This is a genomic window from Streptomyces flaveolus (assembly GCF_000716535.1).
GTDB classification, from domain to species: Bacteria; Actinomycetota; Actinomycetes; order Streptomycetales; family Streptomycetaceae; genus Streptomyces; species Streptomyces flaveolus_A.
Window position 1 is genome coordinate 111,206 of the sequence record NZ_JNWV01000001.1, and the last position, 21,394, is coordinate 132,599.

21 protein-coding genes and 1 tRNA gene are annotated in these 21,394 nt (G+C 72.2%); 13 read left to right on the forward strand and 9 right to left on the reverse strand.

Annotated features, from left to right (window positions below; genetic code table 11):
• Positions 1-97: 97 nt before the first annotated feature.
• Positions 98-1,468, forward strand: a complete 1,371-nt coding sequence (locus tag OO52_RS00520; RefSeq protein WP_030640197.1) for a serine/threonine-protein kinase — start codon at positions 98-100, stop codon at positions 1,466-1,468.
• Here OO52_RS00520 and OO52_RS00525 read toward each other — a convergent pair.
• Together OO52_RS00525 and OO52_RS51935 are read right to left on the reverse strand one after the other, a co-directional pair.
• The gene (locus OO52_RS00525; RefSeq protein ID WP_030640195.1) at positions 1,432-2,739 is read right to left on the reverse strand and encodes a hypothetical protein; all 1,308 of its coding nucleotides are present in this window, start codon (positions 2,737-2,739) and stop codon (positions 1,432-1,434) included. The genes OO52_RS00520 and OO52_RS00525 overlap by 37 nt on opposite strands.
• A gap of 371 nt (positions 2,740-3,110) precedes the next feature.
• Positions 3,111-3,239, reverse strand: a complete 129-nt coding sequence (locus tag OO52_RS51935) for a DLW-39 family protein (protein ID WP_003999697.1) — start codon at positions 3,237-3,239, stop codon at positions 3,111-3,113.
• A 255-nt stretch (positions 3,240-3,494) separates the two neighbouring features.
• On the opposite strand from OO52_RS51935, the gene OO52_RS00530 reads away from it, so the two are divergent.
• A complete protein-coding gene (locus OO52_RS00530; RefSeq protein WP_030640194.1) occupies positions 3,495-3,878 on the forward strand; it encodes a DUF6344 domain-containing protein in 384 nt (127 codons plus the stop codon).
• A 162-nt stretch (positions 3,879-4,040) separates the two neighbouring features.
• Complete coding sequence (locus tag OO52_RS00535) at positions 4,041-4,823, forward strand: glycosyltransferase family 2 protein (RefSeq protein ID WP_234337818.1); 783 nt, start codon at positions 4,041-4,043, stop codon at positions 4,821-4,823.
• A 39-nt stretch (positions 4,824-4,862) separates the two neighbouring features.
• Here the strand turns inward: OO52_RS00535 and OO52_RS00540 are convergent, their stop codons facing one another.
• Both OO52_RS00540 and OO52_RS00545 read right to left on the reverse strand, forming a co-directional pair.
• Positions 4,863-5,063 (reverse strand): ferredoxin, encoded by a 201-nt coding sequence (locus OO52_RS00540; RefSeq protein WP_030640192.1) that lies wholly within the window; start codon positions 5,061-5,063, stop codon positions 4,863-4,865.
• 89 nt (positions 5,064-5,152) lie between these two features.
• The gene (locus tag OO52_RS00545) at positions 5,153-5,569 is read right to left on the reverse strand and encodes a hypothetical protein (protein WP_078876847.1); all 417 of its coding nucleotides are present in this window, start codon (positions 5,567-5,569) and stop codon (positions 5,153-5,155) included.
• A 571-nt stretch (positions 5,570-6,140) separates the two neighbouring features.
• On the opposite strand from OO52_RS00545, the gene OO52_RS00550 reads away from it, so the two are divergent.
• Positions 6,141-10,442 (forward strand): WD40 repeat domain-containing protein, encoded by a 4,302-nt coding sequence (locus tag OO52_RS00550; RefSeq protein WP_030640190.1) that lies wholly within the window; start codon positions 6,141-6,143, stop codon positions 10,440-10,442.
• Positions 10,443-10,611: 169 nt separating this feature from the next.
• On the opposite strand, the gene OO52_RS00555 is transcribed toward OO52_RS00550, so the two are convergent.
• From OO52_RS00555 to OO52_RS00565, 3 genes are all read right to left on the reverse strand, one after another.
• Positions 10,612-11,406, reverse strand: coding sequence for a maleylpyruvate isomerase family mycothiol-dependent enzyme (locus OO52_RS00555; RefSeq protein WP_030640189.1), 795 nt, complete (start codon positions 11,404-11,406; stop codon positions 10,612-10,614).
• A 1,516-nt stretch (positions 11,407-12,922) separates the two neighbouring features.
• Positions 12,923-13,588: a YdcF family protein gene (locus OO52_RS00560; RefSeq protein ID WP_030640188.1), complete on the reverse strand. Its 666-nt coding sequence runs from the start codon at positions 13,586-13,588 to the stop codon at positions 12,923-12,925.
• Positions 13,585-14,379, reverse strand: coding sequence for a GntR family transcriptional regulator (locus tag OO52_RS00565; RefSeq protein WP_030640187.1), 795 nt, complete (start codon positions 14,377-14,379; stop codon positions 13,585-13,587). The genes OO52_RS00560 and OO52_RS00565 overlap by 4 nt, the downstream gene beginning before the upstream one ends.
• 160 nt (positions 14,380-14,539) lie before the next feature.
• Between OO52_RS00565 and OO52_RS00570 the strand changes: the two genes are divergently transcribed.
• From OO52_RS00570 to OO52_RS00610, 9 genes are all read left to right on the forward strand, one after another.
• Positions 14,540-14,869 carry a hypothetical protein gene (locus tag OO52_RS00570; RefSeq protein ID WP_030640186.1) on the forward strand — a complete coding sequence of 110 codons (330 nt, stop codon included), beginning with the start codon at positions 14,540-14,542 and terminating at the stop codon, positions 14,867-14,869.
• 2 nt (positions 14,870-14,871) lie between these two features.
• The gene (locus tag OO52_RS00575) at positions 14,872-16,200 is read left to right on the forward strand and encodes an FtsK/SpoIIIE domain-containing protein (protein ID WP_030640185.1); all 1,329 of its coding nucleotides are present in this window, start codon (positions 14,872-14,874) and stop codon (positions 16,198-16,200) included.
• Between the two features lie 21 nt (positions 16,201-16,221).
• Positions 16,222-16,872 carry a DUF2637 domain-containing protein gene (locus tag OO52_RS00580; protein WP_030640184.1) on the forward strand — a complete coding sequence of 217 codons (651 nt, stop codon included), beginning with the start codon at positions 16,222-16,224 and terminating at the stop codon, positions 16,870-16,872.
• Between the two features lie 14 nt (positions 16,873-16,886).
• Entirely contained in the window at positions 16,887-17,072 is a 186-nt protein-coding gene (locus tag OO52_RS00585; RefSeq protein WP_019527436.1) for a mobile element transfer protein, read from the forward strand.
• 16 nt (positions 17,073-17,088) lie between these two features.
• Positions 17,089-17,382 carry a hypothetical protein gene (locus OO52_RS00590; RefSeq protein ID WP_030640183.1) on the forward strand — a complete coding sequence of 98 codons (294 nt, stop codon included), beginning with the start codon at positions 17,089-17,091 and terminating at the stop codon, positions 17,380-17,382.
• Between the two features lie 92 nt (positions 17,383-17,474).
• The gene (locus OO52_RS00595; RefSeq protein WP_030640177.1) at positions 17,475-17,657 is read left to right on the forward strand and encodes a hypothetical protein; all 183 of its coding nucleotides are present in this window, start codon (positions 17,475-17,477) and stop codon (positions 17,655-17,657) included.
• Positions 17,654-19,045, forward strand: coding sequence for a replication initiator protein RepSA (repSA, locus tag OO52_RS00600; RefSeq protein WP_030640175.1), 1,392 nt, complete (start codon positions 17,654-17,656; stop codon positions 19,043-19,045). Before OO52_RS00595 ends, repSA begins: the two co-directional genes overlap by 4 nt.
• Positions 19,042-19,230, forward strand: coding sequence for a helix-turn-helix domain-containing protein (locus OO52_RS00605; protein ID WP_030640173.1), 189 nt, complete (start codon positions 19,042-19,044; stop codon positions 19,228-19,230). Before repSA ends, OO52_RS00605 begins: the two co-directional genes overlap by 4 nt.
• Positions 19,230-20,387, forward strand: coding sequence for a tyrosine-type recombinase/integrase (locus OO52_RS00610; RefSeq protein WP_030640171.1), 1,158 nt, complete (start codon positions 19,230-19,232; stop codon positions 20,385-20,387). The genes OO52_RS00605 and OO52_RS00610 overlap by 1 nt, the downstream gene beginning before the upstream one ends.
• 55 nt (positions 20,388-20,442) lie before the next feature.
• Here OO52_RS00610 and OO52_RS00615 read toward each other — a convergent pair.
• Both OO52_RS00615 and OO52_RS00620 read right to left on the reverse strand, forming a co-directional pair.
• Positions 20,443-20,519: transfer RNA gene (locus OO52_RS00615), tRNA-Ile, on the reverse strand.
• A gap of 112 nt (positions 20,520-20,631) precedes the next feature.
• Positions 20,632-21,381, reverse strand: coding sequence for a DUF3566 domain-containing protein (locus OO52_RS00620; protein WP_030640169.1), 750 nt, complete (start codon positions 21,379-21,381; stop codon positions 20,632-20,634).
• Between the last annotated feature and the right edge of the window lie 13 nt (positions 21,382-21,394).

Here is a 21,394-nt window from a genome sequence, read left to right on the forward strand (position 1 = left end):
GGGACGGGGGGTCCGGGCCGGCCGGAGGCGGGGTACGTCCCGCAGGAGTGCGGTGGCGTGGGGGTTTCGTCGGACCAGGGGAGGAGCGGCGGCTGCCATGGGTGAGGTCTTCGCCGGCCGGTACGAGCTGGCCGACCCGATCGGACGCGGTGGGGTGGGCGCCGTGTGGCGTGCCTGGGACCACCGCCGCCGGCGGTACGTGGCCGCCAAGGTCCTCCAGCAGCGTGACGCCCACTCCCTGCTCCGCTTCGTCCGCGAGCAGGCCCTGCGCATCGACCACCCGCACGTCCTCGCCCCGGCGAGCTGGGCCGCCGACGACGACAAGGTGCTGTTCACCATGGACCTGGTCGCCGGCGGCTCCCTGGTCCATCTGGTCGGCGACTACGGCCCCCTCCCGCCGGCGTTCGTCTGCACGCTGCTGGACCAGCTGCTGTCCGGGCTCGCCGCCGTCCACGCAGAGGACGTCGTCCACCGGGACGTCAAGCCCGCCAACGTGCTCCTCGAAGCCACCGGCACCGGCCGGCCCCGGCTCAGGCTGTCCGACTTCGGGATCGCCATGCGGCTCGGGGAGCCCCGGCTGACGGAGACCAACCTCGTGGTGGGGACGCCCGGTTACCTGGCCCCCGAGCAGATGCTGGGCGCCGAACCCGACTTCCCGGCCGACCTGTTCGCCGTCGGCCTGGTCGCCCTGTACCTCCTCGAAGGCGCCAAGCCCGACGCCAAGGCGCTGGTGCAGTACTTCCTGGAACACGGAACGCCCGGCGCGCCCAAGGGCGTTCCGGAGCCGCTGTGGCAGGTCGTCGCCTCACTGCTCCAGCCCGATCCCGCGGACCGGTTCCGCACCGCCACGGGGGCGCGCAAGGCGCTCGCCGCCGCCGCGGAACTCCTGCCGGAACCGGGTCCCGACGACGAGATCATCGAGATCTTCGACCAACTCGGCCCGCTGCCCCCGGGGTTCGGGCCCGACGGCCCCCTCCGGCAGGCCTCCGGTGTGGCGGCGGAACTGGTCCCGGGCGGGGGCGCCGGGTCCGGTGCGGCGGCTGATCCGGTGACGGGCAGGGCAGTCGAGGGTGCCGACGGTGGGTCGGCCGGCCCCGTTCCGGGTTCCGCGGTGGACGCGCGTCCGACGCCCACGTCCACCGGTTCCCTCTCGGACACCGGGAGCTTCCGCCTGCCACCTCCCCAGCAATCACCCGTCCCCCCGGTCCCGCCCCCGCATCCGGTATCGACCCCGCCCCCGGTCCCCGTACCGGCTCCGGACCCCCGCATCGACACCGCCACCGCCGCCTACACCACCCGCGACCCACAGGTTCCACCGCCCTCACCGGCCCCCCGACCACCCACCCGCGGGCGTCGGGCGCGGCGCGCGGCCCGGCGGCCCGGTCCCCCGGCCGGGGCCGCGATCCCGCTCCTGCTGCTGGCGCTAGCCTGCTACGCCGTGGGTTTCTGGGCGCTGGCCCGGGTGTGAGCCCGCCGGGCCGCCACCGTCCACCCGCCCAGGACCAGCAGCAGCGCGGTACCCGTGCCGATCCCGCCGGCGGCGACCAGCCGCATCGTCCGGTCGTCGGACCCGCCCCCGGTGCCCCCGGTCAGCGCGGCCTCACGGTCGTCGTGGGTGACCGTGAAGACGTCGTCCGGCACGGGCCGGCCGGCGTACGCGGGCCCCGGCTGCGCCTGTCCGCGCACCCGGACCCGCAGGGTCACCTCGAACGGACCCTGCCCGAAGGTGTCGGCCAGCCGCGCGCTGAGGTGCAGGACCAGGTAGTACTCGCCGGCGAAGCGGACGGAGGTCACCCCGGCGGGAACGGCGTACCGGTTGGCGTACCCCACCGGCGGGAGCGGTGCGAGGGCGGCTGACTTCGGGGTGCCGGTGTAGCCGAGGGAGGCGTCGTCGACGTGACCGCGGACGGGGTTGTAGAGGGAGAGGCCGAGGGCGCCGCCGACGTAGCCGTGGCCCGGGGCGCCGTCCAGCTCGGCGGAGGCGTGCAGTTGCCGGCCCCAGTCCAGCGGCACCTTGTAGAAGCGGGTCTCACCGGGGGTGAGGCGGGTGCGCCAGATCCCTTGGCCCACCGCGCGCGCCGTGGCGAAACCGGTGCCGCCGGAGCGGTCTTCGGGGGTGCCGGCGAGGGGCTGCGGTGTGGTGGAGTCCCAGGGCCGCGGTGCGGTGGTGGGTCCGGCCTCGGCGAGGCCGGGTTCCGTGGCGGGCGCGATCTCCAGGTCCCACGGCTCGGCGGAGGCCGCCGCCCCGGAGCCCTCGGCGTCGAGGCGTTCCACGAGCAGGTAGTACGTCCCCCCGCCCTGGCACAGCGCCTTGCCGGCCTCGCGCTGGGCCAGGGCCGTGACCGGGCGCGGGCTGAGCCCGGCGCCGATGCGGGCGGAGTCGTAGAAGCAGGAGGTGCCGTTCGCGTCCCGGAGCGAGACGCGGATGCCGTCGGTGGAGGAGACGGTGGTGTCCGCCGGTGGTACGGCGGTGACGGGGGCGTACGCCGTGTCCGTGGCGGTCAGGCGGAGGCGGTAGTAGAGCCTGCCGTCGCGGGGCAGGGAGCTGCGGTAGGTGTGGCCGGGGTCGAGCAGGACGGCGTCCGTGGGGCTCTTCGTGCCCGCGACCGTCCGGGCGCCGGGGGTGAAGGCGTAGGACCCCGGGCGTGCGTCGGCGGCGGCCGGAGCACCGGCCGGCACGGCGAGGGCGGCGGTCGGCGGGGCGAGGACGGCGGAGAGCCCCAGCAGCAGCGCGATCACGGCACTCTGGGCGACGACCGCCCGCCGTCGCGCCCACGCCCGCGCCGGACACGCCGCCGACCACCCGGCCGACCCCGCCCCCGCCGCCGTACCGCCCCCTCGGCCCCGCACGCGCCACACCCCCAGTCGTCGGACGGCCGCACCGGACCGGCGGACCGCAGGCCCATCCTGCCCCGGCCGCCGCTGCGCCATCCGGGCAACGCGTACGCCCGTCCGAAACGCCCGGCACCGTCCGGCACCGTCCGCCCCGGCCGTCTACCGCACCCGCCGGGACCCCGCAACACGAAGCGGGGGCCCGCCCGACACGGCCGGGGAACGCGAAACCCCGACCGCGCAGGCGGCCGGGGTCGGTACAGATCGGGTATCGGGACTCACGAACCCGTGGGCACGGAGTCAGTCGCCTCCGTCCACAGATCCTGCTCGGCGCGATCCGCCTGGATCTGGCGGTACACGAGGAGCCCGCCGATGGCGGCCAGTGCGACCAGGAGCAGCTTCTTCACCGCGCGACCTCGTCTTTCCTTGACGTAGGGGACCTCTGGCGCCCGACTATACACACCGACCGATATCGATCGGTGACCTGCGTCGAGGCCCAACTCCCGCCTCGGGCAGCGGCCGAGGTTCCTCGCCCCCGTGCACCCGTCCGAGTGGTGTTGATCTGAACATCGACGCGCCACGGGCGTCGGTCCACCACTTCCCGGCCCACATACACATCATGAGGAAAGTACGCAAATCGCCCGACCCGAAAGTGAGGGGCCATGACCGCCCAGAACAAGGTCATGAAGCTGTGGACCGCCATCGTCACCGCCTTCCTCGCGCTGTGCACGGCGCTCGGACTCGTCTCCGCCACCACCACGACCGCCGCCGCGGCCGCACCCCGGACCGAGACCCCCAGCACCGACACCGGCACCGCGCACCGCACCACCCCGACGATCCCGGCGATGCGCCACTGGGCCTGGTCCTACGCCAGGGCCCTGCCCCCCACGATGAAGCAGCGGATCCGGGCCGAGGCCCACGGCAAGACGCCGAGCTGCCGCCACCGCCCCCTGACCGAGACAGAGACGGAAGCACAGCCGTGGGTACCGGAACAGACGGGGACCAGGGCCCACGACCAGCACCTCTCGGACTCCCTCGACTGCTGATCCCTCCCCCACCGCAGTACCGCAACGTCTCGACCGCACGGCGACTTGCGTACGCACCAGTCGACACGAAACAGACCCCCGGCCGGGTTCGGCCGGGGGTCTCGCGCTTTTCCCCGGTAGGTCATCCTCGTACGACAACGACCGCACCCCCACGGAAAGGTGGTGAGCGCTGCCGTGAACCGGCGCGTCACCGTAGTCACCGCTGTCCACGGCCCGTCCGCCCGGTTCCTGCCGGACGCGTACGCGTCCCTGTGCGCACAGCGGCTGCCCGCAGGCTGGGAGTGGGAGTGGGTCGTCCAGGAGGACGGCACGACGGACGCGGTCCGCCGCCACGTCCCGGACGACGCCCGCGTGAGCTTCCGCCAGGGCCGGCCGGGCGGGCCCGGGGTCGCCCGGACGGTCGCGCTGGCGCGCGCCGAGGGCGTGTACGTGAAGGTGCTGGACGCCGACGACCAGCTCACCCCGGGCGCGCTCGCCCGCGACCTGGCCGTGCTGGAGACGGACGACACCGTCGGCTGGACGACGTGCCGCGTCCTGGACCTGCTGCCCGACGGCTCCACGGCCGCCTTCCCCGGCGACCCCGACGAGGGCCCCATCGAGCGCGGCACCGTCCTCGACCACTGGAAGCGGAACGGCTTTTTGGCCCCGGTCCACCCGGCGAGCCTGTGCGTACGGCGGGAACTGCTCACCGCACTGGGCGGCTGGATGGCGCTGCCGGCCTCGGAGGACACCGGCCTGCTGCTGGCGCTGGACGCGGTGAGCCGCGGCTGGTTCTCGGCGGAGCCCGGTCTGCTGTACCGCAAGTGGGCGGGTCAGGTCACGGGGCAGGCGGCCCATGTCGACCCCGCCGAACGCGAGGCCCGCATGGCGGTCGCGGAGGCACGGGCGCGCGCGCTCGCCGCCTTCGGCTGGACCTATCCGCCGGGTCCGGCCGCCGCTCGGTGACCACGGCCGCGCTGTTCGTGTCCGCTGCGGGCGGCCACGCTATTCGCTGAGGACGATCGCCTGCGAGGGGCACTTCTCGACGGCCTCCAGGACCGCCTCCCGGACCCGCGGGTCCTCGGCCGCGTCCGCTCCGCCGGGCCGTACGACGCCGTACCCGTCCTCGAACGCGAACACGGCCGGCGCCCGGTGCGCGCACTCGGCGGAGCCGTAGCACAGGGAGCGGTCGACGGAGACCTTCATCTGTCCTCCAGTCGTGGGCGGTGCCTTCAGGTGACCTTCAGGACGTCACTGCCCGGCAGCGCCCCTCCTGAACCGGACCACCGGATCGGCTACCGCTGCCCGCCCGCCGCCGCCAGCCAGTGGGCCACCCGGCGGACCGTCGGCTCGTCGAGCCGGTCGGCCAGGGTGCGGACCGCCTCGCCGTCCTCGGGGCCCAGGTCGTACAGGCCCGCCTTGCTCAGCCCGGCCATGAGCACCTGGTGGCGGCGGTCCGTCATGCGTTCCGCGAGCCGGGTCGGTTCCGGGGAGCCGGGCGCGGGCCGCTCCGGTGCGGGGGCGGGCGCCTTGGCGGACGGGGTGTCGAAGAGGTGCCAGGCCCCGTGCTCGGGGCCCCAGAGCGCGACCGTCACCTCGTCTCCGCGCGCCCGCGCGGTCCGGGTCATGTCACCGACGGCGTACAGCACGGGAGCCCGGTACGGGGACTGCGCGCCCACCGTCCAGGAGCCCCGCGCGGGCTCGTGGAACATCGCGACCCAGCGTGGTTCGCCAGGCGGTCGCGGGCACCGGGGACGCTGCTTCTCCATGGCACTCACCCCTTCGGGAACGACGGGCGAGCCGAACCGTATCTGACGTACCGTCAGATAGCCAGGTTCCCGCCCGCCCGGCACCGGTCCCTCCCCTCGTGGGGACCGGTGCCGGACGGTGCGGGTCATTCGACCCACGCCAAGTCGGCGGGACGGCGCGGATCGAAGAACTGGGGACGGCTTCCGGGGTGCGCGCGGGTGGCGCGGGCGGGCGCGGTCGGGGCGGGGTGTGCGGGTGTACGTGGGTGTGCGTGAGGCTCACCCGCCGGGCGCGATGTGAGGTGGCCGACTTTGACCGAGAACGTTCGGTGCCATGGGCTGTCTCTCCGAGCGCTGAGCCGGTGGCCTGTCCGGACGGTGAGTGACGGGTCCGCTACCGGGTTCGGATCCTGCCATCTGTCGCCGCCGCGGAGGAGGTTCCGGTCTCCGGTCCGACCCTTAACCGCAGGTCAGGCGTATAAGGTGAGTTTTCCGGTCCGGACGTCACACGCGGGGGAAAGTAAGGGGTGGGACCTTGAGTTCCGACTCAGGGGCACGCACAGCCTTCGCCGAGCGCCTCGCGCTGCTGTACAAGGAGGCCGGAAATCCTCCCCTCAAGAGCGTCTCCGAGGCGGTCGTACGGCTGCAGCGGATCGATGAGCGCGGCCGGCCGGTACGGGTGTCCGCGCAGCGGATCAGCGACTGGCGCCGGGCCAAGAACGTACCGGCCCAGTTCGCCGCACTCGCGGCGGTCCTGCAGATCCTGATCCCGGAGGCGCGGCGGCTGCGCCCGGCCCCGGTCTCCGCCGGCCTGTACGACCTCGCCCACTGGCAGCGGCTGTGGGAGCTGGCGGTGGCCGGACCGGCGGGCGACCGGCCCGCGCCGCCCTCGCAGGAGAACCGGCGGCCGCCGGCCCAGGCCCCGCCCGTCGCCGGCGGCGTGTGCCCGTACCGGGGGCTGGCGCCGTACCGGCGGGAGGACGCGCGGTGGTTCTTCGGCCGGGAACGGAGCACGAAGGCCCTCGTCGCCCAGCTCCGCGCGGCCGAGCGGTCCGGCGGCCTGGTCATGCTGGTCGGCGCCTCGGGAGCCGGAAAGTCGTCCCTGCTCAACGCCGGCCTGGTCCCGGCGGTCCGAGGCGGGGCCCTGGACGTGGGGGCTGGGCGCGGGGTCGCGGGTACGGGGGCTCACGGCGGGGCCCCGAACGCGGGTGCGGGCGCGGTCGGCAAGGGTCCGGCAGCCGACGGGGCGGTCTCCTCCCGGCAGGACGGGACACCCACCGGGGAAGCCCCCGCCCAGCTCCCCTCACCCGCCGGCGCTGCCCACCGACCCGCCTACGACGGCTCCGCTCCTCCCGGCGCCCCCTCCACCGCCCCTGCCGGCGAACGCGCCACCGACCACCCCGCCGACCGTTCCGCCGACGCCCCCGCCGACCCGCCCGGCCCCGTCCTCCAGCTCGTCCCGGGTGCCGATCCGCTGGGTGAACTGGTCCGCCGTATCCCGGATCTCGCCGGCGTCGCCGCCGACGCCCGCGCTGCCGAGCGGGAAGCGGCACGGAACCCGGCGCTGCCGGGCTGCGACGCCCCGCACATCGCCCGGGCCGTGCGCGAGGCGGTCGCGGCCTGGGCGGACCGCGCGACCGGCCCGGACGACCGGCCGGTCGTGATCGTGGACCAGTTCGAGGAGGCGTTCACCCTCTGCGCCGACGAGACGGACCGGCGCGTCTTCATCCACTTCCTGCACGCCGCCTGCACCCCGCCCGCCGGCCCCGCCGGACCCGCGCCCGTCCGGGTCGTCCTCGGCATCCGCGCCGACTTCTACGAGCAGTGCCTCGGCTACCCGGAACTGGCCGACGCGCTCCAGCACCGGCACATGGTGCTCGGCCCGCTGACCAGCACCGAACTGCGCGAGGCGGTGACCGGTCCGGCCAAGGCGGTGGGGCTGGAGCTGGAGCCGGGGCTCGCCGAGCTGATCGTGCGCGAGGTGAGCGCCGACGGCCCGCGCGGCGCGCACGACGCGGGCGTGCTCCCGCTGCTCTCGCACGCCCTGCTGGCCACCTGGCAGCGCCGGAAGGCCGGCCGGCTGACGCTGGCCGGCTACCGCGCGGCCGGCGGCATCCAGGGCGCGGTCGCGGCGACCGCGGAGCGCGCCTGGTCCGGGCTGGACCCGGCGGCCCGCGCCGCCGCCCGGCTGCTCCTGCTGCGGCTGGTCCGGCTGGGCGAGGACACCCAGGCCACGCGCCGGCGCGGCACCCGGCGGCAACTGGCGGAGGAGTCGTCGGACCCCGGCAAGACGGAGGAGTCGCTGGAGGCCCTGGTGCGGGCCCGGCTGGTGACGCTGGACGCGGACACCGTGGAGATCACCCACGAGGCACTGCTGCACGCCTGGCCCCGGCTGCGGCACTGGATCGACGAGGGCCGGGGCGACCACCTGCTGCGCCAGCGGCTGGAGGAGGACGGCCGGGCCTGGGAGGACTCGGACCGGGACAGCTCGCTGCTGTACCGGGGGTCGCGGCTGGAGCAGGCCCGCGCCTGGGCCCGGTCGGCCGGGGACACGTACCTGACCCGGAGCGCGGTGGAGTTCCTGGCCGCCTCGGTGCGGCTGCGCAAGCGGTCGGTGTGGCTGAGCCGGGCCGCGGTGGCGGCGCTGGTGGCGCTGGCCGTGCTCGCGGCCGGTACGGCGGTGATCGCCTGGAAGCAGCGGGACGACGCCGTGTTCGAGCAGGTGCTCGCCGAGGCGGACCGGGTCCAGCACACGGATCCGTCCCTGGCCGCCCAGCTCGACCTGGTCGCGCACCAGTTGCGCCCCGGTGACGAGGGCACGTACAGCCGCCTGATCTCGATCGTGAACGCGCCGCTGGCCACCCCGCTGTCCGGCCACACCGGCGCCGTCTACCTCACCTCCTTCAGCCCCGACGGCAACACCCTGGCGACGGCCAGCTACGACCGCACGGTCCGGCTGTGGGACGTGACCGACCCGAACCGCCCGGCCCCGCTCGGCAGGCCCCTCACCGGCCACACGAGCTGGGTCAGCAGCGCCGTCTTCAGCCCGGACGGCCGCACCCTGGCCAGCGCCGGCGACGACGGCACGGTCCGGCTGTGGGACGTGACCGACCCCGCGCACGCCCGCCCGCTGGGCAAGCCGCTCACCGGCCACCAGGGCACGATCTACCTGGTCGCCTTCAGTCCCGACGGGCGCACGCTGGCCACGGCCGGCGAGGACCGTACCGTGCGGCTGTGGGACGTCACCGACCCGCGCCGGCCCGGCACCCTCACCACCCTGCGCGGGCACGGCGCCGCGGTGCGCTGCGTGGCGTTCGGCCCGGACGGGCGGACGCTCGCGACGGGCGGCGACGACGACACCATCCGGCTGTGGGACGTCTCCGCGCCGCGCCGGCCGGAGCCGGTCAGGACGCTGCGGGGGCACACGGACCTGGTGCACTCGGTGGCCTTCAGCCCCGACGGGCGGACCCTGGCCAGCGGCAGCGCGGACGACACCATCCGGCTGTGGGACGTGACCGACCCCGCCCGTGCGACGGCGGTCGGCTCGCCGCTGACCGGCCACACCGGCCCGGTGTGGTCGGTGGCGTTCAGCCCGGACGGCGGCCGGCTCGCCGCCGCGAGCGCGGACAGCACGGCGAGCCTGTGGAACGTCAGCGATCCCTCGTCCCCGTCGCAGGTCGGCGAGCCGCTCGCGGGCAGCAGCGGGGAGATGTACGCCCTGGGCTTCCGCCCGGACGGCCGTACCCTCGCCACCGGCAGCGGGGACGGCAAGGTGCGCCTGTGGTCGGTCCCGACCTCGGACATGATCGGCCGGAGCGGGGCCTTCCGCCCGGACGGCCGGGTGCTGGCCACGGCCGCCCGGGACGGCAGGCTGCGGCTGTGGAACGTGACACGGCCCGGCCGGCCCGTCCTGCTCGGCGCGCCGTTCATGCGGGCCGACGGCGACCAGCGTTCCCTGGTGTTCTCCCCCGACGGCCGCACGCTCGCCGTCCTCACCGGCGCCCGGACGGTCCACCTGTGGAACGTCACCGACCCCGCCCACCCGGTCGCCGCCGGCCCGCCGCTGCGTCTGCGCACCCGCTTCATGGGCCCCGACGCGCTGGCCTACAGCCCGGACGGCCACACCCTGGCCACCGCCTACGACGACCGCACCGTCCAGCTCTGGGACGTGACCGACCCGGACCGCCCGGCCCGGCTCGGCAGGCCCCTCACCGGCCACCGGGGCTACATCAACGCCCTCGCCTTCAGCCCGGACGGCCACACGCTGGCCAGCGGCAGCGCGGACAGCACGGTCCGGCTGTGGAACGTGACCGACCCCGCGCACACCCGTCCGCTGGGCGAGCCACTCACCGAGCACTCCGGCCCGGTCAACGCGCTCGCCTTCGGCCCGGACGGCCACACCCTGGCCGGCGGCAGCGACGACGACACGGTCCGGCTGTGGGACACCACCGACCCCGCGCACGCCGAACCCCTGGGCAAGCCGCTCACCGGCCACACCGAGGCGGTCACGTCCCTGACGTTCGGCGCCGGCGGCCGCACCCTGGCCAGCGGCGGCAACGACAACACGGTCCGGCTGTGGAACGTCACCGACCCCGCCGCGGCGACCCCCATCGGCCAGTCGATGAGCCCCAACGCCAAGACCGGCAACTTCCTCATCTTCAGCCCCAAGAGCCACGTCCTCGGCGTCTCCAGCGGCACCGACACGGTCCGCCTGTGGAGCCTGGACGCAGACGCGGCGATCCGGCACATCTGCTCGGTCACCCGGGGCGTCCTGACCCCCCAGCGCTGGCACGAGTACCTGCCGCGGCTCGGCTACGACCCCCCGTGCGGTCGATGATCGGCCAACCTGCCTGTTTCCCCACGGACTTGGCCCCACACAACCGACAACCTTGTTACCCTTGGCCATAGCCCGATCGCTGGTGCATCCCCCGTCGCCAGCGGTCGGGCCTTTTCTCTGACCCCCGGCCCTACCGGACCGGGGTCTTCTCGCTGGTCAGGGCCAGGATCTACTCCTCCGGTTCCCACGCGCGGAGCAGGTCGAACAGCCCTGCGTCCCCCTCGATCCGCAGAGAGTCCGCCGGGATACGGTCGTACACGAAGAGGACCAGCTCACTGGCCGTGCCGCGAACGGAGACGCCAGCCTGGTCCGGGCCTTCGTCGGCAGCGGCGACAGGCGCCGTGCCGGGCGCGGGGATACGGGCGGAGCGTGCGCCGTCGCCGTCGACCGTGAGGCGCCAGGAGCGGCCCTCGGTGGCGTGGAAGTCGAAGGCGGTGGGCTTGTGCGGCCAGGCACCCGTCGTTGCGACGCAGGTGAACAGGAACTCCTCGACACCGTCGAGTGCCACCTCATCCGGCAGCGGCTCCGGGGCGCCCACAGTGACCTGGGCGTCGTAGGTGTGCACCGCGATCTGCTGGAGCTGGTGCCGGGCGACGGCGCCACAGGTCTGCGGCGACTGGGACGCACCCCACCACGTCCAGCAACCGCGATCCGGGCCGGCCTCCCGCAACGCGTCCAGCAGCTGCTCCGTGGACTCCGCCAACCAGGCCGACAGGGCCTCGCGCTCCCGAGGCGCAGCCGGGGCGCCCTCCGCTGCGGACTTGGCCGGAGCAGGCCCCGCGGCGACGGTGACGGCCCAGGCGCGGCGCCCCTCGCCGATGTGCTGCGCCAGATCGAACAGCGTCCACTCCGGGCAGGTCGGCACCTGTACGTCGAGGCTGGGCGCGGAGGCCACCGCGGCACGGAAGGCGTTCGACCGTTCGTCGATCAGTCGCAACAGAACGGGGAACGCGAGTGTCGTCATCACATGGACTGCCTATCACCGCGTTCCGACGACCGGACAGCGATTTTCCCTGGATGCCGAAGACCCCCAGCCGGTATCGACTGGGGGTCTTCGTGCTGGTGGGGCTAACAGGATTTGAACCTGTGGCCTCATCCTTATCAGGTCGATCATGGCGGGCCAGCCCCCAGCCGCAACACCTGCTCCGCTCGCGGTAGCTGGTCGTACAAGTGCAGCGCCGGTCGCCCCCGTTCGGGGCTGTTGGTGTCAGAGGTTGATGTCAGCTTGGCGGGATGCCCTTGACACCGCTGCTCGTCACACACTCCGGGCACGATTGCTTAATCGGAACACAAGCTGTGCGGCTGCAGCTACATGGCAAGGCATCGCGTACTGCCAAGGCCCCAAACTGTGCACCAGCTCAAAGCGAAGGTATTGTAGTAGACAGATTGTCTTCGGCCAGCCCTCTGAACAGGGCGTTTTTAACAAGTACCGTAGACAGAGGGGGTTTGGCCCCGGCGGCAACCAGGACCAAACCCCTTGCCTTAGCGAGTCCGGTCGAGCTGATACCGACCGGACTCGCTGCATTCACAGCTCATCACGTGTCGCCTCCGACCGGCCGCCTGACGGGCTAGTGAAACCACCCCGCATGATCGATGATCACGAACGCTAGACCCACAGCCGCCAGGCCAACCTGCCACCTCTCGGGACTGGTCCACCTGCGCCGCCGTTTCGCAGAGCTCTCTCTCATCTAGCCACCTCCCTTCGCCCTGAGAATCCACCAGATACGGGCCGGAAGCTAAGAACTCACGCCCCCGAGCCCGTAGTTCAAAGAGAGCTCCGCGAAGTAGCTGTGCTCATCCTACCGGTCGGCGTTGACACCAAGGGGTGCGCCGAATACCCGCAGGTCAAAAGCATATTGAGTGTCGGCAACACACAAAGTGCACTGCAACTCAGCTCTCCCGTAGCGAAGCTGGGTTGCAGTCGTGGATCTGTTCACTGCCGCTGCACGCACACGGTTTCACGTGAAACACGTCGCCGGTTCAAGCCTCAGCCGCCTGAGCGATGCGGTCGCAACACACCTCGACCCACCACTCACCCCAGCTCCCGTCCCGTACGCCGTCGACCCACACACCGTGGAGCGGGCGTGGTTCCTGGCGTCCAGGTGGAGCGCACCACTGTACGAACGACCTGGACGCCAGGGGCCGCGTCTGCTCGGCTCTGCCTGGGTCGACGGTGGACGGGATGGGAGCACCCCACGCACGCCCCAACGTGCCCGCGGTCGGCGACGGCGCCCCCTCCATCCCGGTGCCGGCCGATCCCCCGCCGGAGGCATTGCCTTGACCTTGGGCCGCGCTGTGCGGTGATCGACTCATGGCCACCGGCCCTATCCACATGTGGGCGCGCGTCGGCGCAGCGCGGGCGGAGCGGGCCGGAGGCAGGAGCGTCGCCCGCAGCGGAGCCGGGAAGCGCGCCCGGCGGAGCGGAGCGCAGCCGGGGCTTGATGAGGTAGAGAAACCTGTAACAGCTCTCGTTCCGCTGGTCAGGTCGAAGATGTCGCGGCGGTTGTAAGTCGGCTCGTGTACCCGGCTTGGCACAAGCGCTCGTACGCCTCGGCCACGTCGCTGGGTACTGGCTGGCGGATCATGAATCCCTGATCCGGGTAGATCATCAGCCGTTGCAGGGCGCCGACCAGCATGTCGATCACCAAACGGGCGTCACCGATGGAGTCGACGTACTCGTCGAAGGTCATGGGCGTGGAAGCGCTGACGACGTCGACCTCGGGCCAGAGCTTGCGTGCCGTGGCGTACGCGCGCCGCTCCTCGTACGGCTTGCTGATCAGCAGCACCGAGGAGACCTCCACCCCGCTCTCCTCCAACAGCTTCCGGGAGAAGCGGATGTTCTCCCCCGTGTTCCGGGCGTGCGGTTCCACCAGGATGGCCTCACTGGGAACCCCCAGCTCCAATGCCCGCTCGCGGTAGTGGACGGCTTCGCCGCGGGGCATGCGCTCCCGGGTCGTCGGGCTGGTGGCTCCGGTGAACACGAGTAGAGGGGCCAGGCCGCGCTTGTACAGGTCCACGGCGGTGTCGGCCACTCCCAGGTCATGACTGCCGAGTCCGATGGCCACTGAGCACAGCCGGGGGGCATGGCCCATCTGGTGGTAGTCCCATACGCGCCGCGCGTCAGCCCAATCCTGCGTCGAGATCACTGCTGTCCTTCTCCGTCCCTCGCCGAGTCGGGCACCTTGAAGTCGTACTCCCACGCGAAGCGTGATGCCGCGTGTACCCCGATAGCGAACTCCACGACGGTGCCGTCCGCCGTGTACGTCGTCCGGTGCAGCTCGACCACCGGTTCGCCCGGCGGCAACTGAAGCTGCTTCACCTCGTCCGGTGTGGCGGCGCGAGCGAACAGCTGCTCCTTCATGTGGTCGATCTCGTATCCCGCGTCGTACAGCACGCGGAATCCGCCGCCTCGGCCGGCGGGGCCCGGAGTGGGGTCGGCCAGTCGCGTCCCTTCCACGTGCTCGGGCCGGTAGTAGCTGGTCAGCGTGTGCGTCGGTTGGTCGCCTTCCTTGACCAGGCGGGCGCGTGCGTAGACCTCCGCGCCTTCCGGCAGCCCGTGTGCGGCTGCGACCTCCGGCGGCGCCACGACGCGGCTCACCGTCTGGGTCTGCTCGTTCCGGCGGTAGCTGCGGCCCGATGCCACGCGGTCAGCGATGAACGCGACCTCGTCGCCGTCTCGCCACTTGGCCTTGTCGTAGCGGGCGATACCCAAGCGCTTGAGAGGGACTTGCTGGCGCACGACCGTGCCGTGGCCGCGCGATGAGGTGACCAGGCCCTCGGCTTCCAGGGCCTTGTAGGCCGCGTGCACGGTGGCCTTGGAACCTTCGCCCGACTCGACAAGCGTCCTGATGTGCGGAAGCTGCTGGCCCGGGGCGTAGTCACCCCTTCTGATCTGCTCGGCCAGCTTGTCCGCCAGCTCCCGCCACTTGGGCGCCATCTCGAACCCCTCTCGACGAGTTCTAGTGAAACATAGTCCTAGGACTATTGACAGTCCTAGGACTGCGATGCACTATCTCTCTCAGCGGCTCGCAGTCCTAGGACAGCGAGCATCATGCAGTCCGGTTTGGGCTGCCTCGTCTTCAACGCTGGGAGAACTGATGCCGTCATTCAAGATCGACACGTCGACCGCTGTGGTGTTCGTGGCAACCGCGCCGGTGCCGAAGCTGGCGAACGCGAAGACCGGGGAGCGGGCGATGGACCGGGAGACCGGGGCCGCGCTTTCCACGGTGGGTCTGCTGGTCTCGGACGAGGGGGAGGGGAACCTCTACCAGGTGACCATCCCGGAGACGGGCCTGCCGGAAGGGCTCCAGCCGGGTATGCCGGTGCGGGTCGTCGGGCTCAAGGCGCGGGACTGGGAGAACGAGTTCAACGGCCAGAAGCGACACGGGATCTCGTTCCGCGCGGTCGCGATCACCCCGGCGGCCTGACCGTGAGCGACTGGACGTTGTGGGTGGAGGCCACGGGGGCGTTAGCGGGGGCTGGCGGTGTCGGCTACGCCAAGGCTCGGGCTCCGCGCGTGTATTGGTCGACGGTGGGTCTGCCTCTGACGTGGGGCCGGTTCGCCTGGTCCTATCGGTCCACGATGGACGTGTGTGGGCTGACGGTGCAGCCGACGGGGCTGCGGGCGTTCATGACCCGCAACCTGGCTCGGCGTGAGGTCCGGCCCGTCGCGCCGAAGGTCCGCCGTATCCGTCCGACGTCGACGGGTCTGCGGGTGACGTTGCGGCTACCGGCGGGTCTGGAGCCGGTCGACGTGGCGGTGTCCTCGGAGCGGCTGCGGCACGCCTTCGGGGTGCAGTCGGTGAATGTGGCGGAGACCAAGCCGGGCTATGTCGAGCTGCGGATGACGGGCTACGACGTGCTGCGCCGGGTGCGTCTGCCGCGCAAGGCCCGGCCGCGTGACCTGGTGGTGCCGGTGGCGCTTCGGGAGGACGGAACGGTCTTCGAGCGGGACTACCGCAAAATGCCGCACGCCCTGACCCTGGGGGCGAACTCGTCGGGGAAGTCCATGTACCAGCGCAACCTGGTGATGGGCCTGGCGAAGCTCCCGGTCGGCCTGGTCGGGATCGACTGCAAGCGCGGTGTCGAGCACAGCCGGTACCTGCCGCGCCTGTCGGCGCTGGCCACCGATCCGGACATGGCCGGCCGCCTGATAGACGCGCTTGTGCTGGAGATGAGCGAACGGTTCGATCTCCTCGCTCTGCACGGGGTCTCCGATCTGTGGGATCTGCCCGAGAAGCTGCGGCCGGTGCCGCTGGTCGTCCTCGTGGACGAGGTGGCGGAGCTGTTCTTCGTCACCTCCAAGAAGGACGAGGCGGCTCGGGATCGGACCGTCATGCAGCTCGTTCGGCTGGGGCAGATGGCCCGCGCGGTTGGGATCTACCTGGAGGTGTGCGGGCAGCGCTTCGGCTCCGACCTCGGCCGCGGTGCGACCGCGCTACGGGCTCAGCTCACCGGCCGTGTGGTGCACCGCGTCAACGACAAGCAGACCGCAGAGATGGGCCTGGGCGACATCGCCCCTGAGGCAGTCGTGTCCGCGACCTCGATCCGGGTGGACCGTCCTGGTGTCGCGGTGGCCGGTGACACCTCCGGTGGCTGGTCGCGCATCCGCACCCCGGAAACCACGCCGGCGCAAGTGGCGGCCGTCTGCCGGGAGTACGCCCACCTGACCCCGGACCTGCCGTTCCTGGCCTCGTTCCGCCCGCCCGTGACGATCCCGCCGATGCCCACCACACCCCCGTCCGTGCCACAGCCCTGACCACTGAGGGGAGGTGAAGACGTGTTCCGCTCGATCCGCATCGATGCCGTGCTCATCCAGGCTGTGATCGCCGGTGCCCTGTCCTTCGCCCACCTGCACGACCTCGCCGAAGCGGCCGGACAGTCCGGCTGGAAGGCGTGGGCCTACCCGGTCTCGGTCGACCTGCTGTTGGTGGCGGCCTGGCGTCGACTGCGCGGCGCTCGCCGGGACCGTTCGGCCTGGACGTGGTTCGTCATCGCCCTGGTCGCCTCCCTCGGCGCGAACGTCGCGACCGCCGGACTCCTCGACCTCGACCACGTACCGGCCTGGCTGCGCATCCTCGTCGCGGGCTGGCCCGCGCTGGCCTTCCTCGGCGGCACCCTCCTCGTCCACCAGCCCACCGAACCCGCACCCGCACCCGCGGCTGCTGCCGATCGCGCGCCGGTCGTCGACCGCCCCGACGTGGCGGACGAGGGACCGGAGATCGCCCCGGCCGAACCGGTCCCGGCTCTGCCGGAAGCCCCGGCCCCGGCCTCGGTGCCGGTGGTGCCCCCGGCTCTGGTCGACCACGCACGCAAGGTCGCCACCGAGCACCGCACCCGCACCGGGACCGACATCGACACCGCCACCCTGCGCGCTCGCCTCGGCATCCCGGAAGACCTCGCCGGCGCGATCGTCGCCCAACTCGCCTGAAAGGAGGTGACCAGGTGCGCCCCAACCGCTTCTACGACGTGATCCGCATCGGCCCCGTGCAGGTCGGCACGTTCAACAACGGCCGTGGCCAGACCCGGCACACCGCCGCCTGCACCGCCCCGGAATGTGGCTTCTCCACCGAGCACCGCGACCGCTCGGCGGCAGAACTCGCCGCCCGCACCCACCGCTGCAACCCCTGAGAGGAGGTGGCCGACCATGCAGCTCCCCGAAGACCAGCTCCGCGCCGGTCACATCCCCGCCGACGTCTACCGGCGGCTCCCGCCCGGCACCGACGTGCGACGTGTCGTGATCGTCCAGGAAGCTCCCCGCTCCTACACCGGGCCGATCGTGCTGACGCTCGTCGTCGTCACCGGTTCCATCGCGGTGCTGCTGGTCATCGCCTTCGTCGCCCAGGTCGTCGCGGGGGCCGCCGTCGCGGTCCTGTCGGCCACCAGCGGACTCACCTACTCGATCAACCGCGCGGCCAAGCACAAGGGCCTCAGCAAGTAACGCCCTCCGGGGCGGCCTCTACCGCCAAGTATCCGCCGCCCCGGACGGCTCCACCCCTCCAGATCCAACGGACCCGAAAGGGAAGCCTCATCATGCCCCAGCATGCCCAGAACACGCGCGTCTGCCGTGACTGCGACGGCTTCGCCACCGCCGCGATCACCACCGGAGTCCGCCGCCGGGACGGCTCTCGCGCCACTCTCCGCGTCACCTGCCCGACCTGCAAGGGCACCGGCACCGCCCGCCGTGTGCACCCGCTGGGGGCGGTGATCAAGTGACCGATACCGCCACGATGGCGGGCCTGGACCCGGCCACCCTCGCCGACGTGCTGAGGCTGGCCGGGTCTCCCGGCTTCGACCGCATCCAAGAACAGATCAAACGAACCGGAGGATGCACCGACCCGATCCGCCTGACGGGGGCAACCGTCACCCGCGACGCAGCCACGGGGCAGGTGCTGCACTCCTACTCCACCGACACCGAACCCGGCGGGGTCCTGCGCGTCGCCTGCGGCAACCGCCGAGCCTCCCGCTGCCCGGCCTGCGCCTGGACCTATGCGGGCGACACCTACCACCTGATCCGCGCCGGCCTCGTCGGCGACCCCGCCAAGGGCACCCCGGAAACGATCCGGGACCACCCGCGCGTGTTCGCCACGCTCACCGCGCCGTCGTTCGGCCCGGTCCACAACCGGCCCGGCAACCGGCCCTGCCGCTGCGGCACCCGGCACGCCGAGGACGCCCCCGCGCTGGGCACACCGCTCGACCTGGACACCTACGACTACGCGGGCGCGGTGCTGTGGAACAACCACGCCTCCGAGCTGTGGCGCTACTTCACGATCTACCTGCGCCGGGAGATCGCCAAGCGGGCCGGACTCACGCAGAAGGCCGCACGCGAGCAGTCACGGGTGTCATTCGGGAAGGTCGCCGAGTACCAAAAGCGCGGGGCCGTGCACTTCCACGCCGTCATCCGCTTCGACGGCCCGGCCGGCCCCGACGACCCGCCGCCCGCGTGGGCCACCCTCGACCTGCTCACCGATGCCATCCGGGCCGCTGCCGCCCGCGTCGAAGTCGACGTACCCCCGTCCGGAGACCAACCGCCCCGCACCCTGCGGTGGGGCGCCCAGCTCGACGTACGACCGATCCGAGCCTTCGGCGACGGCGAGGACATCACCGAGCAAGCGGTCGCCTCCTACGTCGCCAAGTACGCCACCAAAGCGGCCGAAACAACCGGCACCGTAGACCGCCGCATCGGCAACAAGGAAGCCCTGGACCTGCTCGACGTCCCCGAGCACCCGGCCCGGCTCATCGCCGCCTGCCTCGACCTCCACCCGCTCTACCCCGACCGCAAGCTGCGCGACTGGGCCCACATGCTCGGCTTCCGCGGCCACTTCTCCACCAAGTCCCGCCGCTACTCCACCACCCTCAGCGCCCTCCGCCAGACCCGTGCCGACTACCGCGCCACCCAGCAACGCCAAGCCCTCGGCCTGCCCGACCCCGACGACGAGGAGACAACCACCCTGACCCTCGCCCACTGGACCTACGCCGGCCACGGCCACACCCCCGGCGAATCCTGGCTCGCCGCCACCATCCGCCGCGACATCCAGCACAACCGCGAAACCGCCCGCGAGGAGCTACCCGCCCTGCTCGACCTGGAAGGAGCCGCTACGTGACCACTGCTACCCCGGAGCTGCTGACCGTGCCCGAGGTCATGGCGCGGCTGAAGGTGGGCCGTACCAAGGTCTACGACCTGATCCGCACCCACCGCCTCGTGTCCATCAAGGTCGACGGCTGCCGCCGCATCCCGGACCACGCGGTCCGCGACTTCATCCTCGGCCAGATCGGGGAGGCTGCCTGATGGCGAAGCGTCGGCCCAATGGCGGCGGCACGATCACGAAGCGGTCCGACGGCCGGTACCAGGGTGCCGCGTACGTAACCGACACGGACGGCAACCGGGTGCGCAAGTACGTGTACGGCCGGACGTGGGACGAGGCGAACGAGAAGCTCGGCAAGCTCCAGGACCAGGAGCGCAACGGCATCCCGGTGCCCTCGCGGTCCTGGACGCTGGGCGAGTGGCTGGCCTACTGGCTGGAGCACATCGTCGCTCCGGAACGGGAGCACAACACGTACGTGAAGTACGAGTCCAAGGTGCGGCTCTACCTGGTGCCTCACCTAGGCAAGAAGTCGCTGGTCAAGCTCACCCCGGCACAGATCCGCGCCTTCATGGCCACGCTGGCGCGGGAGAAGATCGGCGCCTCCGCTCGCTTCGAGGTCCTGCGCGTCCTCCGTAACGCGCTCAACCGGGCCATGCGCGAGGAGCTGGTCACGCGCAACGTCGCCCTCCTGGTCGACATGCCCAAGGTGGCCAAGGACAGGGGCACGGCGTGGAACGCGCGGGAAGCGATCGTCTTCCTCCGCTCGGTCCGCGCTCACCGCCTCTACGCGGCCTGCGTCCTCGTCCTGGTCCTCGGCCTCCGTCGCAGCGAGGTGCTCGGCCTGCGCTGGCAGGACATCGACTTCGAGGCCGGCCACTTCACCCCGGTCAAGCAGGTGCAGCGCGTCAAGGGTGTGGGCCTGGTCCTCAAGGACCTCAAGACGGAGTCCTCACAGGCCGTCCTCCCGCTCCCGGAGTTCTGCGCCCGTGTCCTGGAGGAGCGGCGGGAGCTGCAAGAACTGGAACGGAAGATTGCCGGTGAGCACTGGGCCCAGGCGCCGGACCATGACCTGATCTTCTCCTCCGAGCACGGCGGCATGATCGATCCGGTGGGCTTCTCCCGCACCTTCGATCGGCTCGTCAAGCGCGCCGGCGTCCGCCGGATCACGGTCCGCCTCGCCCGGCACACCTGCGGGACCCTGCTCGCCTTCCTGAAGGTGCACCCCAAGGTCGCTCAGGCGATCCTCCGGCACAGCCAGATCAGCATGACCATGGACGTCTACACCCACGTGGTCGGCGACAGCGAGCGGGAAGCGGTCGGCATGCTCGCCGAGCTTCTGGAAGATCCACTCATCGGCTGATGTCAGCCATGGATGTCAAAGACCCCCAGCCGGTATCGACTGGGGGTCTTCGTGCTGGTGGGGCTAACAGGATTTGAACCTGTGGCCTCATCCTTATCAGGGATGCGCTCTAACCAACTGAGCTATAGCCCCGCCGCGCTCTGCGGTGTGTGTCCCGCGCGCTGACTCCTGAAGATTAGCGCACGACCGCGTCAGTCCCAAAATCGGTTGTCGGGGGACCGCCGGAACGCCGCTGGTCCGCCCGTCACTCGTCCTCCGCCAGCGTCAGCTCGATGCCGCCCACGAAGCCCGCGGAGAGGTTGTAGATGAACGCGCCGAGCGTCGCCAGCGCCGTGGCCAGGACCACGTCGATGACCGCGATGATCGCCGCGAACGTCAGGACGTGGGGGAGCGACAGGAACGCCTGGAGGTCGAAGCCGTTCGCCTCGTTCGAGCCGGTCGCCTCCGAGATCGTGCCGCCGACCGTCGAGAACACGCCCATCGCGTCCATGACCATCCACAGCACCGCCGAGGCGACGACCGTGCAGATGCCGAGCGCGATGGAGAGCAGGAAGCTGACCTTCATCACCGACCACGGGTCGGCCTTGGCCACCCGCAGCCGCGCCTTGCGGGTCCGCGGCGCCGTCCGCACGCCCGTACGCGGCTTGCGCACCCCGCCGGTGGGCGCCTGCGCCGGATAGGCCTGCGGCGGGTGGTAGGGCCCGTCGGCCTGCTCCGGGCGGCGCTCCCCGGGCAGCGGCGACGCCGGCCGCGCCTCACCGGACGCGGCCGGACCTCGGGTGTCCGTCACAGTTCCCCCCTGGGATCCAGACGTACGGGAAGAGTCCGTCTCGGACACCTTCACCGGCTTCAGGTTCGTCGTCTGCGGGTCGTGCGCACCACCAGCGGGCGCGCTCCCCGCGGGCAGCCCGTTCGCGGCGGAGCCACGGCCGCCGCCGTCCGTTTCCGTACCCGTGGAGGTACCGGCCGATCCGGCGCCCGTGGCTCCGCTCACGCTGACTCACTCC